The 13,904-nt window shown below is 37.3% G+C and carries 14 protein-coding genes and 1 riboswitch; of the genes, 12 read left to right on the forward strand and 2 right to left on the reverse strand.

Translation table 11 applies throughout. The annotated features are described in order from the left end of the window. The first annotated feature begins 4 nt into the window (after positions 1 to 4). The 11 genes from KGF86_RS18240 to KGF86_RS18290 all read left to right on the forward strand — a co-directional run bounded on the left by KGF86_RS18240 (position 5) and on the right by KGF86_RS18290 (position 9,382). On the forward strand, positions 5 to 1,180 hold the full coding sequence (locus KGF86_RS18240) for an acetyl-CoA C-acetyltransferase (RefSeq protein WP_211742648.1): 1,176 nt from the start codon (positions 5 to 7) through the stop codon (positions 1,178 to 1,180). 192 nt (positions 1,181 to 1,372) lie between these two features. Next, positions 1,373 to 3,157, forward strand: coding sequence for an acyl-CoA dehydrogenase family protein (locus KGF86_RS18245; RefSeq protein ID WP_186870955.1), 1,785 nt, complete (start codon positions 1,373 to 1,375; stop codon positions 3,155 to 3,157). A gap of 130 nt (positions 3,158 to 3,287) precedes the next feature. Continuing rightward, complete coding sequence (locus KGF86_RS18250; protein WP_211742649.1) at positions 3,288 to 3,506, forward strand: hypothetical protein; 219 nt, start codon at positions 3,288 to 3,290, stop codon at positions 3,504 to 3,506. 228 nt (positions 3,507 to 3,734) lie between these two features. Continuing rightward, on the forward strand, positions 3,735 to 4,505 hold the full coding sequence (locus KGF86_RS18255; protein WP_211742650.1) for an aminoglycoside phosphotransferase family protein: 771 nt from the start codon (positions 3,735 to 3,737) through the stop codon (positions 4,503 to 4,505). 325 nt (positions 4,506 to 4,830) lie between these two features. Beyond that, the gene (locus KGF86_RS18260) at positions 4,831 to 5,193 is read left to right on the forward strand and encodes an arsenate reductase family protein (RefSeq protein ID WP_211742651.1); all 363 of its coding nucleotides are present in this window, start codon (positions 4,831 to 4,833) and stop codon (positions 5,191 to 5,193) included. A gap of 65 nt (positions 5,194 to 5,258) precedes the next feature. Further along, on the forward strand, positions 5,259 to 5,642 hold the full coding sequence (gcvH, locus tag KGF86_RS18265) for a glycine cleavage system protein GcvH (RefSeq protein WP_211742652.1): 384 nt from the start codon (positions 5,259 to 5,261) through the stop codon (positions 5,640 to 5,642). A 161-nt stretch (positions 5,643 to 5,803) separates the two neighbouring features. Continuing rightward, on the forward strand, positions 5,804 to 6,160 hold the full coding sequence (locus tag KGF86_RS18270) for a toprim domain-containing protein (RefSeq protein WP_186870950.1): 357 nt from the start codon (positions 5,804 to 5,806) through the stop codon (positions 6,158 to 6,160). A 19-nt stretch (positions 6,161 to 6,179) separates the two neighbouring features. Then, positions 6,180 to 6,497, forward strand: a complete 318-nt coding sequence (locus KGF86_RS18275) for a thioredoxin family protein (protein ID WP_186870949.1) — start codon at positions 6,180 to 6,182, stop codon at positions 6,495 to 6,497. Between the two features lie 79 nt (positions 6,498 to 6,576). Then, positions 6,577 to 6,690, forward strand: a riboswitch (SAM riboswitch). Positions 6,691 to 6,854: 164 nt separating this feature from the next. After that, positions 6,855 to 7,877 (forward strand): methionine ABC transporter ATP-binding protein, encoded by a 1,023-nt coding sequence (locus KGF86_RS18280; protein ID WP_211742653.1) that lies wholly within the window; start codon positions 6,855 to 6,857, stop codon positions 7,875 to 7,877. Beyond that, on the forward strand, positions 7,870 to 8,538 hold the full coding sequence (locus KGF86_RS18285; RefSeq protein ID WP_211742654.1) for a methionine ABC transporter permease: 669 nt from the start codon (positions 7,870 to 7,872) through the stop codon (positions 8,536 to 8,538). Before KGF86_RS18280 ends, KGF86_RS18285 begins: the two co-directional genes overlap by 8 nt. A 28-nt stretch (positions 8,539 to 8,566) precedes the next feature. After that, entirely contained in the window at positions 8,567 to 9,382 is an 816-nt protein-coding gene (locus tag KGF86_RS18290) for a MetQ/NlpA family ABC transporter substrate-binding protein (RefSeq protein ID WP_211742655.1), read from the forward strand. A gap of 82 nt (positions 9,383 to 9,464) precedes the next feature. On the opposite strand, the gene blaI is transcribed toward KGF86_RS18290, so the two are convergent. Both blaI and KGF86_RS18300 read right to left on the reverse strand, forming a co-directional pair. Beyond that, positions 9,465 to 9,860 (reverse strand): penicillinase repressor BlaI, encoded by a 396-nt coding sequence (blaI, locus tag KGF86_RS18295; RefSeq protein ID WP_211742656.1) that lies wholly within the window; start codon positions 9,858 to 9,860, stop codon positions 9,465 to 9,467. Positions 9,861 to 9,896: 36 nt separating this feature from the next. Beyond that, complete coding sequence (locus KGF86_RS18300) at positions 9,897 to 11,741, reverse strand: BlaR1 family beta-lactam sensor/signal transducer (protein WP_343221485.1); 1,845 nt, start codon at positions 11,739 to 11,741, stop codon at positions 9,897 to 9,899. A 132-nt stretch (positions 11,742 to 11,873) separates the two neighbouring features. Between KGF86_RS18300 and KGF86_RS18305 the strand changes: the two genes are divergently transcribed. Further along, entirely contained in the window at positions 11,874 to 13,886 is a 2,013-nt protein-coding gene (locus KGF86_RS18305) for a penicillin-binding transpeptidase domain-containing protein (protein ID WP_211742657.1), read from the forward strand. Positions 13,887 to 13,904 lie beyond the last annotated feature (18 nt).

Raw genomic sequence — 13,904 nt, forward strand, 5'->3', positions numbered from 1 at the left:
TTGGATGAGAGAGGCAGTTATAGTAGCAGGTGCTAGAACCCCTGTAGGAAAAGCGAAAAAAGGATCATTGAAGGATACACGGCCAGACGATTTAGCAGCATTAACGATTAAGGAGACATTGAAGCGTGCTGGCGGATATGACGGAAATATTGACGATGTAATTATTGGCTGTGCGATTCCAGAGGCGGAGCAAGGAATGAACATGGCCCGGAATATTGCAGGGCTTGCTGGTTTAAAGCACGATGTACCAGGTATCACCATAAACCGTTATTGTTCTTCTGGATTACAAAGTATTGCTTATGCGTCAGAACGTATCATGCTTGGCGCTAGTGATACGATTATCGCAGGTGGAGCGGAATCTATGAGTCTAGTGCCAATGCCAGGGCATGTCATTAAACCAAACCCTAGTCTAGTAGAAAGTGCACCAGGTTATTACATGGGAATGGGGCATACGGCAGAAGAAGTGGCTAATCGTTTTGGGATATCTCGTGAGGAACAGGATGCATTTGCGGTAGAAAGTCATAAGCGTGCAGCAAAAGCCCTAGAAGAAGGTAAGTTTAAGGATGAAATCGTTCCAGTTGAGGTGACAGAGCGCTTTATTGGAAAAAATAATAAGGTAGAAGAGAAATCTTTCTTATTTGATACGGATGAAGGGGTAAGACCTGATACAACACTTGAAGTATTGGCTAAGCTACGTCCAGCATTCCATGTGAAGGGCACCGTTACTGCAGGAAACTCTTCACAAATGAGTGATGGCGCAGCATCAGTACTTGTCATGGATAGGGAAAAGGCAGAAGCGGAAGGCTTAAATCCTTTAGTTAAATTCCGATCCTTCGCTGTTGCTGGTGTAGAACCGGAAATAATGGGGGTAGGACCAGTTAAAGCAATTCCAAGTGCTTTAGAAATAGCTGGGCTAAGCTTATCAGATGTTGGACTATTCGAACTAAATGAGGCATTTGCGTCCCAATCTGTTCGGGTGATTCAAGCACTAAATTTAGATCCATCTATAGTAAATGTTAATGGTGGTGCTATTGCCCTAGGTCATCCATTAGGCATGACTGGAACCAAATTAACGTTAAGTCTAGCTTACGAAATGAAACGTCGCAATACCCAGTTTGGAGTAGTCACCATGTGTATTGGTGGCGGAATGGGAGCTGCAGGAGTATTTGAATTATTGTAGGTTGGTAGATTTTTGGCAAAGCAGTAGTAATATATTTTTCTAATTCACATAGATTCGATTCCTGCAGGGAAAGACATTAGTCCTCCCAGCAGTATGTAAGCACTCGATGGAACAAGTATATTTAATAATTTTTGTTCAGAGCAAAGAATATTTATTCCATTTAGAAACTATATCCAAGAGAGGATGTTAAAAATGAGTGAAACAAAAGAGAAATTATTTAAAGGTGGATCCTTCTTAATTGAAGACTTAACTGGCGAGGACATTATCACGCCAGAAGATTTCACAGACGAACATAAGATGATTGCCAAAACAACAGAAGACTTCGTAGCGGGTGAAGTATTACCACTAGTAGAAAAGTTAGAAAACCACGAATTCGAACACTCAGTAGAACTATTGAAAAAAGCAGGGGAATTAGGACTACTAGGTGCTGATGTGCCAGAGGAATATGGTGGCCTAGCCCTTGATAAAATCAGTTCTTCTTTAATCACAGAAAAATTTTCACGAGCAGGTGGATTTTCCATCACGCACGGAGCACATGTAGGAATTGGTTCTCTCCCTATCGTGTTCTTTGGAAACGAACAACAAAAAGCTAAATATTTACCAAAACTTGCGACAGGGGAACTGATTGCAGCTTACGCGTTAACTGAACCAGGCTCAGGTTCTGACGCATTAGGTGCCAAAACAACAGCTACATTAAACGAAGCAGGGACCCACTATATTTTAAATGGAGAAAAACAGTGGATTACGAACTCCGCTTTTGCTGATGTATTTGTTGTGTATGCGAAAATCGATGGCGAGCATTTTACTGCATTTATTGTTGAACGGGAATTCCCAGGTGTCTCTACTGGACCAGAAGAGAAGAAAATGGGCATTAAATCATCTTCCACACGTACTTTGATTTTAGAGGATGCGGAAGTACCGGTAGAGAACCTCCTTGGTGAAAAAGGTCGCGGTCATATTATCGCATTTAATATCTTGAATGTTGGACGTTATAAACTAGCAATTGGTGGTGTTGGGGGAGCGAAACGTGCTTTAGAGGTGGCTACCCAATACGTAAATCAACGTAAGCAATTTAATACACCGATTTCACAATTCACACTTACACAAGAAAAACTGGCAACGATTGCTTCGGAAATCTATGCTAACGAAAGTGCGGTGTATCGTACAGTTGGCTTGTTCGAGCAACGCATGGGGGCATTAACAGAAGAACAATTAAAAGATGGTCGTGAAATTGCTCGTGCAATTGCAGAATATCAAATCGAGTGCTCAATGAACAAATATACGGCTACGGAACTATTAGACCATGCTGCAGATGAAGCAGTCCAAATGCATGGTGGATATGGCTTTATGCAGGAATACGAAGTAGAGCGTATCTATCGTGATTCTCGTATCAACCGAATTTTCGAAGGTACGAACGAGATCAACCGCCTACTTGTTCCAGGTACACTGCTCAAGAAAGCAATGAAAGGTGAATTACCTCTATTCCAAAAAGCGATGAGCTTACAAGAGGAATTAATGATGCTAATGCCAGAAGAGCCAGGTACAGAACCATTAGAACAGGAAAAGTATTTATTAAAGAATGCTAAGAAAATCGTCTTACTTGGTGCTGGTTTAGCTGCACAAAAATACATGCAAAAAATCGAAAAAGAACAAGAAATCCTTGTGAACTTAGCTGATATGGTCGCTGAAGTGTACAATATGGAGAGCGCAATTCTTCGCACTGAAAAAGCGATTAATGCTACTGGAGTGGAAAAGAATAAACAGAAACTACTTTATACTCAAGTATATGTTCAAGAGGCATTCAACCGTATCGAAGCAGATGCCAAGGAAACTTTAATTGCGGTGGAGGAAGGGGATACATTACGTATGATGCTTTCATCCTTACGTAAGCTAACCCGCCACACACCTACAAATGTCATTGCCAAGAAACGTGAAATTGCAGCAAGCATTATTGAAGCTGAAAAATATACATTGTAAATTTCGCTAGGATTAACCGTTAGTTAAATAGTACCGAATGAAAAGCAACCCTATATCGGGGTTGCTTTTCATTAAGTATGGGGTTTACTGTGATAGGGAGTATATATGTGGAGGTTGGTCGCATCTATTTGTGGATGGGGAGCATATGATTGAGAAAGGGTCGTATCTACAAAAGGAACGGTCACATGTAAGTGAAGAAAGGTCGCATCTAGCTGTGAAAAGGGAGTATGAGATTGAGAAAGGGTCGTATCTACAAGAGGAATGGTCGCATGTAATCGAAGAAAGGGCACATCTACCAGTGAAAAGGGAGCATGAGATCGAGAAAATGGCGCATCTACAAATGAATTAGATAGATGCCCCGCAGCAATGTCGAACTTATTAACTGTATTTTTAGGATAACCCATATTTTTCACCTAAGAGGCTTCTTTTTTAAATGCCGTTTACTTTATTATAATAGTAGGGCTATTGCAAGGTAATCAATGGACTGATTGATATGAATTTGGTTGAAGAAATCTATTAGGAATGGAAAAATTAGATAACCATTCCTTCGTTTTATAACGTAAATGGGGTGGAAATGATGGATAATCAATTAAAAAAAGAGATTGAAGCAGTCGTGGGTAAATTGAATAGCATTACCCTTTTACCCAACCAAGGGTGTACGTCTAGTGTGCAGCAGATTACTACGGGACGTAATAAATTTCTATTGAAGACGTCTTATAAAGAGAAGTATAGAGAATGGTTAAAGAGCGAGGCGGAGGTTTTAAAAAAGCTAGCAAGCCATACGGAAATCCCAGTTCCTACATATTATGGGAATATAGAAGAAGCAGATAGAAGCCATTTGATCATGTCGTTTGAGGCTGGAATGACCTTAACTTCGGCATTGAAAATTGCCGATACTACAACAGAAAAGAAGGCATTAATGAAGGGTTCTGGAGAATTGCTACAGAAGCTTCATGAAACCAAACCAATAGATTTATTTAACCATCGGGGGGATTGGTTGGATAATCAGTTAGTAATGGCCGATAGATATTTGGAAATGGGGGAGGCAGATGGGAATGCAGCACTCCTTAATAAGCTTAAATCTACCAAACCAATACCAGTAAACCAAACCATCATCCATGGAGATTGTACTGCAGACAATGTATTAGTTGTAGATGGAAAAGTGCAGATGTTTATTGACGTGGCAGGGATGACGATAGGAGATCCCCGCTATGATGAGTCCTTAGCGATTAGTCGATTTATCGATAACGAAGTCCTTATAAAGTCCTTTTATGAAGGATACACACGGTATAAAGTTTCGAAGGAAGAATATTCCTATTTTGATGAAGGGCTCTATGAGTTTTTTTAGCCGGGGTATTTTGAGATGGAATGGACAAACTAAGTAGAACTTATGATATATAAATTTATTCATAGATAGGTTATATGAGATGCCTGGCAATTCACTGAGGGGATCATTAATATACATGTATCGAAATAATTGAAATCTTGGAGAGGTTGATACCAAGCGTTTTTATAACTAGAAGGTTTCCCTATCCTTGCTATGCATCCAATCAGAACTATGTAGTTATCTTGTTACATATCATCTAATCACAACCTAATCTATTAATTAATTCTCTCTACTTATAATTCCTTCTCATACATGGTAAAATATCCGTAGAAAAGGAGGAGCTATAATGGCATTAACATTTTATTGGTATCCGAATTGTGGAACTTGTAAAAAAGCGAAGAAATGGTTTGATGAGCATAACGTAGTATATAACAGCATACATATTGTGGAAGAAACACCTTCTAAGGAAGAGATTCTAGAGTTAATTGAAAATAGCGAACTTCCTGCGAAGAAGTTCTTTAATACAAGCGGGAAAAAGTATCGTGAATTAAATATAAAAGAAAAAATTCAAGATGCATCTACAGAAGATATGGCAGAGATTCTTGCTTCTGATGGTATGTTAATTAAGCGGCCTATTGTAACAGATGGTAACACTGTAACAGTTGGCTTTAAGGAAAAAGAGTTTCAAGCGAAATGGGCTAATCAATAATACTAGCATAAATCTATAATAGATTGTATAGTTAATGTACAACCAATTATTCGGAGGGATTTTACGTGAGCTTACCAAACGACTTATTATATTCAAAAGAACACGAATGGGTAAAAAAAGAAGGTAAAACTGTTCGTGTAGGGATAACAGACTTCGCACAGGACGAATTAGGAGATATCGTATTTGTTGAGCTTCCAGAGGTTGGAGATGAGATACAAGTTGATGAGCCTTTTGGTAGCGTTGAGTCTGTAAAGACAGTGTCTGAATTATATGCGCCTATTAGTGGAAAAATTGTCGAAGTAAATACAGATTTAGAGGATAGCCCTGAGCTTGTAAACGAAGCTCCATATGAAGGTGCCTGGATGATTGTCATCGAGCCTAGTGATGAATCTGAACTAGAAAATCTACTTTCGCCTGAGGCATATAAAGAACTAATCGAACAAGAATAATATGTTAAACATCTAAGAACTGACTTTTTTCCAAGCTTTACGGAAAAGAGTCAGTTTTCATTTCAAAAATATCCAGCTCTAGGCGTCAGTCCCTATTGAGAATATGTTCACCTGTTTGTGTTTGGACGCCTTACGCTCTAATCATATGAGGGGGATCTATCATGATTTCACATCAAACTGAACGTGTTATAATTGTTGAGGGTTTAACGGATAAAAGGCAACTTGAGAAAGTTATCAATGACCAGATTACAATTATTTGTACGAATGGAACGTTTGATATAGAACGTTTTGATGAAATGCTAGAAACCTATCAGTTGGATGAAAAGGATGTTTATATCTTTGTTGATGAAGACAAATCTGGGATGAAGCTTCGGAAACAACTTTCCCTTGAGTTACCACATGCAGAGCATATTTATGTTAGTAGTGAGTATCGAGAAGTAGCTGCTACCCCAGAACGAATTTTAGCAATGCTTCTACTTGGTAAGCAAATTGCTGTTAATCCCCATTATTTAGTCTAGCTTTCAAGTAGGTGATAAATTGAACGAGATTTCCAAAGAAGTTCTTGAACAACAAGAATATTTACTGTATATATATACCCCTTTTTGTGGTACTTGCCACATAGCCAGGACAATGTTAGATAAGATAGAAGCGGTGCATCAGGAGAACATATTTTATGAAATGAATGCCTCTTTGTATCCTGATTTCATGCAAGACAATAAAATCGAAAGTGTTCCTTGTCTTGTCATAAAAAAGGGTCATGATATTAAAGAAAAAATCTATGCATTTCAATCCACTGGGAATATATATCGTTACCTTTTAGAATATCAACCAGAATTATTTCGAGATAAAAAATAAATTGTATTGCATTTTTTTATTGACACGTCTATATACTGATGATATAGTAAATTCTGTTGAAAAATTGAATAATGTAAATCTCTTATCCAGAGCGGTGGAGGGAAAGGCCCTATGATACCGCGGCAACCTTCAAACTTTCGTGTTTGAAAAAGGTGCCAAGTCCTACAAAGCAATTGGCTTTGAAAGATGAGGGAACGTTAGGATTTAATAGTTACTATTACGTCTTTCTGTTCTCTTACAGAAAGGCGTTTTTTATTTGGGAAGGGCAAAATCAATTCTTACCATTACGTGATATAAATACGATTGTATTTATGCATTTCCGAAATTAGTACATCATAGAAAGAGGAGGGATATGGAATGATATCTATTAAAGATCTGACTAAAGTATTTCGCTTTGATCAGAAAGAAATCAAAGCAGTGGATCACTTAAGTTTAACCATTGAAGATGGTGATATATTTGGTGTGATTGGCTATAGTGGTGCGGGAAAAAGTACATTTATTCGTTTGCTAAATCGTCTCGAAGACCCTACTTCTGGTCAGGTAACCATTCAAGGCAAAAATATAACGGCAATGAAGAAGAATGAACTAAGAATTGCTAGACAGGATATTGGGATGATTTTTCAGCATTTTAATCTTCTATGGTCACGTACAGTTCGTGAAAATATTGCATTTCCATTAGAGATTGCTGGAGTTCCTGCAAAAGAGAGAGAAGATCGAGTAAAGGAACTAATTGAGCTTGTGGGACTTGCTGGAAGAGAGAATGCATATCCTTCTCAATTAAGTGGTGGGCAGAAGCAGCGAGTTGGTATTGCAAGAGCACTTGCGAATAATCCTAAGGTGTTATTGTGTGATGAAGCAACCTCTGCATTAGATCCAGAAACAACAGATTCCATACTAGACCTTTTGGTAGATATTAATGAAAGATTAGGACTTACCATTATATTAATTACCCATGAAATGCATGTTATCAAGAAAATTTGTAACCGAGTTGCTGTGATGGAAAAAGGAAAGATTGTGGAGCAGGGTGATGTGTTAGATGTGTTCCTAAAACCGAAGCAGCCCGTTACTAAGAAATTTGTCGAACAAGTGATGGGTGACTCAGATGGTGATTTGAGTCAATTATTAGATGTTTATACAAGTGGAAGGGTTGTTCGTTTACATTTCGTCGGCGATTCTGCAAACCAAGCATTAATCAGTCAGTTATCTAAGGAATTTGAAATTGAAGTAAATATTCTTCAAGGAAAAATTACTCAAACTAAACTTGGTGCTTATGGGACCCTAGTAGTACAAATTAACGGAAGTGACCGTGAAATAAACAATACAATCCAATTTATTACGGAAAAAACCACTGTAGAAGTGGAGGTTTTAACCCATGCTTAATGAATTATTTCCTAATGTAGTAATAGAGAAATTACTAGTGGCAACCGGCGAAACGTTCTATATGACCCTTTTAGCCTTAGTAGGGACTGTTATTTTTGGAGTAATATTAGGACTTTTACTTTATTTAACCTCCAAAGGTGGACTATGGGAAAACAAAGCGTTGAATTTTATTGTAGCAACAATTGTTAACGTATTTCGAGCCATTCCTTTTATTATCTTAATATTGTTATTGATTCCATTTACTAATTTCTTGATTGGCACGATTAGGGGACCAAACGCGGCTCTTCCTGCGTTAATAGTGGGTGCAGCTCCGTTTTATGCAAGGTTAGTAGAAATTGGGTTACGTGAGGTAAATCGAGGCGTTATTGAAGCAGCACAGGCAATGGGAGCTAGAACAAAAACCATTATTTTTAAAGTGTTATTGCCAGAATCTATGCCTGCTCTTGTTTCTGGAATAACGGTTACTGCAATTGCCTTAATTGGGTATACAGCAGTAGCTGGTGTTATCGGTGCTGGGGGGCTAGGAGACTTTGCCTATTACCATGGTTTTGTTAGACGTGACTTTGATGTCGTGTTTGTATGCACCGTATTAATTGTTATTATTGTTTTCATATTCCAATTCATTGGTGACTTTATTACCAATAAATTGGATAAAAGATAAAATATATTAAATAAAAGGAGATTACCAAATGAAGAAATTATTAGTTCTACTATCTATTTTACTTATTAGTTTGTTAGCTGCTTGTGGAAGTGATGACCATGTTATCAAAATCGGTGCTACAAGTACTCCTCATGCAGAAGTATTAGAAAAAGCTAAACCGATACTAGAAGAAGAAGGAATTACTATTGAAATTGAAGAGTATTCGGATTACAACTTGTTAAACCTTGATCTAGATGAAGGAACTATTGATGCGAACTACTTCCAGCATATACCATTCTTTGAAAAGGACATCAACGATCCGAAAAAAGGCTATGACCTTGTTAATTTAGGTGGCGTTCATATTGAACCAATGGGAGTATATTCTAAGAATATTACAAGTGTAGATAATATTCCAGAAGGTACAGAGGTTATTATTAGTCGTAATGACCCTGACCATTATCGTATTCTGCAATTATTCGAAGCACAAGGGCTAATAAAAATTGCAGATGACGCAGACACAGCCTACCCGAGCCAAGAAGATATTGTAGAAAATCCATTAAACCTCCAGTTCTTATTTGGAGAAGTGAACGCAGAATTCTTAATTGAGGCTTATAATAATGAAGCAGATGCTCTTGTAGCAATTAATACAAACTATGCGATTGAGGCAGAACTTTCGCCTTTAGAGGATGCTTTATTTATTGAAGGAGAAGAATCAGACTACGTTAATATTATTGCTGCACGTGCAGAAGACAAAGATAATGAAGACTTAAAGAAAGTTGTAGAGGTCTTACAGTCAGAAGAAATTCAAAACTTCATTATCGATAATTATAATGGTGCTGTAGTACCTGTAGGTGGGAATAACTAATATGGAGAAAAGCCAGAAAATGGTTAACCATTTTCTGGCTTTTTTTGCATTTAAATTCCGTCTAGAGGTACAAAGTAATGAATCATTGATTGGATGACTGCTTCTTTTCCTTTTTATCTAAAATACTTCTCAATTCGTTAATCTCCTCTTCAGTCAAGGAATCCTCTTTAATAAATTGCACCAACATGGATTTTAGTGTGCCCCCATAGATTCTCTGGATAAATGATTGGGCTTCTGCTCTTTGGCATTCATCTTGAGAATAAAGGGGATAAAAAGTATATACTTTTTGGTCTTTATTTACACCGACAACCTTTTTATGGACAAGACGATCTAACAGTGTACGAATTGTTTTTGGCTTCCAATCGGTTCTATTCTGTAAAGCCAAAATAACATCATTTGCTGTTTGGGGACTATTTTTCCAAAGGGTATGCATTACTTCCCATTCGGCTTCAGAGATATTTGGTATGTTCTTCGGCATATATAATCTCCTCCTTATAAAGCTAAGTCAATATACTTATTTGTAAATGCCAAAATCATTCAAAATAGATAATGTGATAGCTGCTGCCGTACTTCCGAGAGTATTGTCATCACGTTGAATATTTGTTGCGAAAAAATAAGTGTTATTTTTTGTTTCCACAAATCCAATAAACCAACCATTAATATTTTTACCATTTACTTTCCCAGTACCTGTTTTTCCATAGAGGGAAACACCTTCTTTCTCCTCTAATTTTATTGCAGACTTAACGGTTTGGATGTTTTCCTCAATAAATCCATGGCGGTTGTTGTAAAAGGCATCTAATAATTTTACCTGTTCTACTGGAGATATTTTTAACGATGACTCTAACCAGAATGGTTCTGAACGGCTAGACAGATTTTGATTACCATAATCTATTTGTTCAATAAATGCTTGAATCACATCTTGTTGAACTTCTCTATCTATAGTTTGGAAGTACCAATTAACTGAGTTTGCCATTGCGGTTGACAAATCCTGATTCTGATTCCATGCGTTATAACTATATTTCGTACCATCCCATTTTATAAATGTATCATTTGGCGATATTACATTAGCCTCCAGACCTAATAAGGCACTATAAATCTTATAAGTAGAATCTGGAGAAATTCTCGTAGTACTTAGTTCTTTGTTATAAATTTTGAATTGCCTCGCTTGACTATCATATAATACAAAGCTTCCTCTATAACCTGTAAAATAGTTTTCTAAATCGATATACTCAGTTTGTTTGTTTTCAAAGTGGTATTGATTTTCGTCAATGGTCATGGCAGAAATAAATGGTACTTGACACAAGATTATTGCTCCGACCAATATAGATACGGCTATACTTTTCAATTGTAAAAGTTTGGGCTCACCATTGAAAGATGCAATTTTTTCAATACGTTTTTTTAGCTGTTTTTTAGATCCATTCAGTTCTGTTACAAATTGGACAGAATTACGCTTGGAGGATTGGTCCATAAAATGTAGAATGGTTTTTCCATAATCTGAGTAGCGGACATGACCTACTGATTTCAATACCGCTATATCACAAGCGATTTCCCTATCTAATCTCATCTGTTTAAATGCATACCAAACAAGCGGGTTAAACCAATAAAGAGTTTGGAAAAAAATCATGCAGTAATTGGAGAGAATATCTTTAGATTTATAATGGTTCAGCTCATGTAAAAAAATATAGTAAATATCTCTCCTAGAGAGATATTCATCAAAATGTGACGGTAACACGACATAGGTCTTGAATAATCCAAAGGTCATCGGAGATGTTATTAGTTGGGATTCTCCTACAATTAGTTGCCTCGAAATATTTAAAGTTTGCTTGGATTGCTCAAATATTTTCATATATTCCTTGTTGTTTAAAATAGAGACACTTCGTTTTATTTTCCTTAAATGAAACCATGCCATAGACACTAGTATAGTCGAAACAAGCGTGCCAGCTATCCATATACTCCCGATTATTATATTTAGAGTCTCTGGTGCTCTACGGTTGACAGAAATCGTAAAGTCCTGTATCCAATTTTCATTCTCTTGTAATCGCTCATCTTCGGAATGCATGGAAGTAGTATTTATATCTTCACGTTGATCCCAATCTAAGGTAATAAATTTCTCACCAAAATCAAGAAGGTGACTTGGGCTAAATGGTAGTAGCATCGCTAACAACATGAATAACCAAATATTGTATTGCCATTTTGCGGATAATTGATTTCGAAATACTTTTTTAATGGTCAATATTATAGCCACGGTAAAAGAAGAAACGATGAGGCATATGGTTAGTTGAGTAAGGAACAAAGCAATCGTCTCCATTTCTTGAGATTTCATTTGTAATACATAAATAGTAGCACTTCGCTCACGCATTAGCAATCACATAAATATTATGTTGTCATTAGACTTTGGTGGAGAAAGAAATTGACATTCACAGACTACACTTGTAGTATAATACTACGGATGTAATCTTGTGAAAATTATACGATAAAGGAGTTTGGTGACTTGAGGAAGTGCTGGATCGTTTTAATACTAATTGGATTAATTGTAACTAGTACAGGATGTTCTGAGGATAATTACCCTGAAGATGTCTTCGCTTCTTATCTCTCAAGTTGGGAAGAAATGGATTTTGAAGCTATGTATGGATATCTTTCCAAACAATCTATGGAAGCGATAGATAAACAGAAGTTTATAGAACGCTATGAAAATATCTATTCAGGGATGAATGTGAGTAGTCTACAGGTTGAAAGTTTGATTGAGAAGAAGGAAAAAGAGATGCCCGAGCAAGATTCTATTACTTTCGACTTTAGGGTATCCATGGAGACATTAGCAGGTCCAATTGAATTTACAAACAAAGCAACATTAGTGAACGAAGAAAATGATAGAGGAAAAGGCTGGTATATCGATTGGGAACCATCACTCATTTTTCCATCTATGGAGGAGGGAGAACAGGTTTCGGTACAAATGTTAAAAGCAGCACGAGGGGAGATTAGAGACAGACATGGAAGTGGTCTAGCTATCAACGCTAAAGCAAATGTTATTGGCATTGTACCTAGCAAACTTGGCGAGAATCCAGATGAATCTAAAAAAAGACTAGCTAATTTACTAGATGTTTCTGTTGAGGAGATTGATGGTGAACTAAATGCTTCCTGGGTGAAACCCGAATTATTTGTCCCTATTCGTACACTTCCAATAGGTGAACAAGACTTGCAGGAATATCTAGCAGTTCCAGGTGTGGCTATTCAAGAAAAAGTGGTACGAACCTATCCTTTTGGTGAAGCAGCCGCTCATTTAACCGGGTATGTACGTGAAATCAATGCAGAACAGCTTTCGGAACTTCAAGATGATGGCTATACTGCGGGGGATTTCTTAGGTCAGATAGGACTGGAATTTATTTTTGAAGAGGAGTTACGAGGGAATAATGGAGGACATATTTTTATTAAAAATGCTGATGGAAGCTTCAAGGAAACGCTAGCTAAATTAGAACCAGTACCTGGTAAGAACATCCAATTGACAATTGACGCGATTTTACAAGCGGAAATATACCAACAGCTTTCTGGAGATGCAGGTACTGCAGTAGCACTTAATCCTAATACTGGGTCTGTCTTATCATTAGTTAGCACGCCTTCATTTGATCCGAATGCATTTGTTCGAGGACTATCTAAAGAGCAATGGAAAGAATGGAGCGAGAACCCAGATAGCCCGTTTTTAAATCGTTTTACAAATCGATATACACCAGGATCAGTATTTAAAACCATAACTGCTGCAATAGGCTTAAAAACAGGAGTAACTAGCTATGATGGAGTTAGACGGATTGAAGGACTACACTGGGCAAAAGATGAGTCGTGGGGCGATTATTATGTAACACGTGTTCATGAAAAGTCATCAGTAGATTTAAAAGATGCCTTTGTATTCTCTGATAATATTTATTTTGCTCAAGAAGCTCTAGAGTTGGGAACAGATGCGTTTTTAAAAGAAGCAAATATGTTTGGATTTGAGGAGGAAATAGAGTTTTCTTTTCCTATTTCGCCTTCTACTCTCTCCAACGATGGAATTAAGAGCGAGATTCAATTGGCGGATACTGCATATGGTCAAGGAGAAGTGATGATGAGCCCAATCCATCTTGCGGCAATTTATACGGCATTTTCGAATAATGGCAATGTATTATATCCATTTATCATAGGAGAAGGGAAACGACAGGTGTGGAAGAAGAATTTGATTAAACCTGATATCGTTAAGAATTTAAATAAGTACTTGATTCAAGTAGTAGAAGATCCAGCTGGAACTGCGCATGGTGTATTCATTCCAGGTATGTCCATTGCTGGTAAAACAGGGACAGCTGAAATTAAATCTAGTAAGGATGATCAAAACGGAACAGAAAATGGATGGTTCATAGGATTTAATTCTGATAATCCTGAACTTCTTTTAACCATGATGATAGAGGATGTAAAACAAAGAGGCGGAAGTAGCTACACAATTTCTAAGGTAAGAGATATTTTTGAATTCTACCGGCAGTAAATGAGGAAAGTTGGGGGA

Source organism: Ornithinibacillus massiliensis, assembly GCF_018310345.1.
GTDB lineage: Bacteria > Bacillota > Bacilli > Bacillales > Amphibacillaceae > Ornithinibacillus > Ornithinibacillus massiliensis.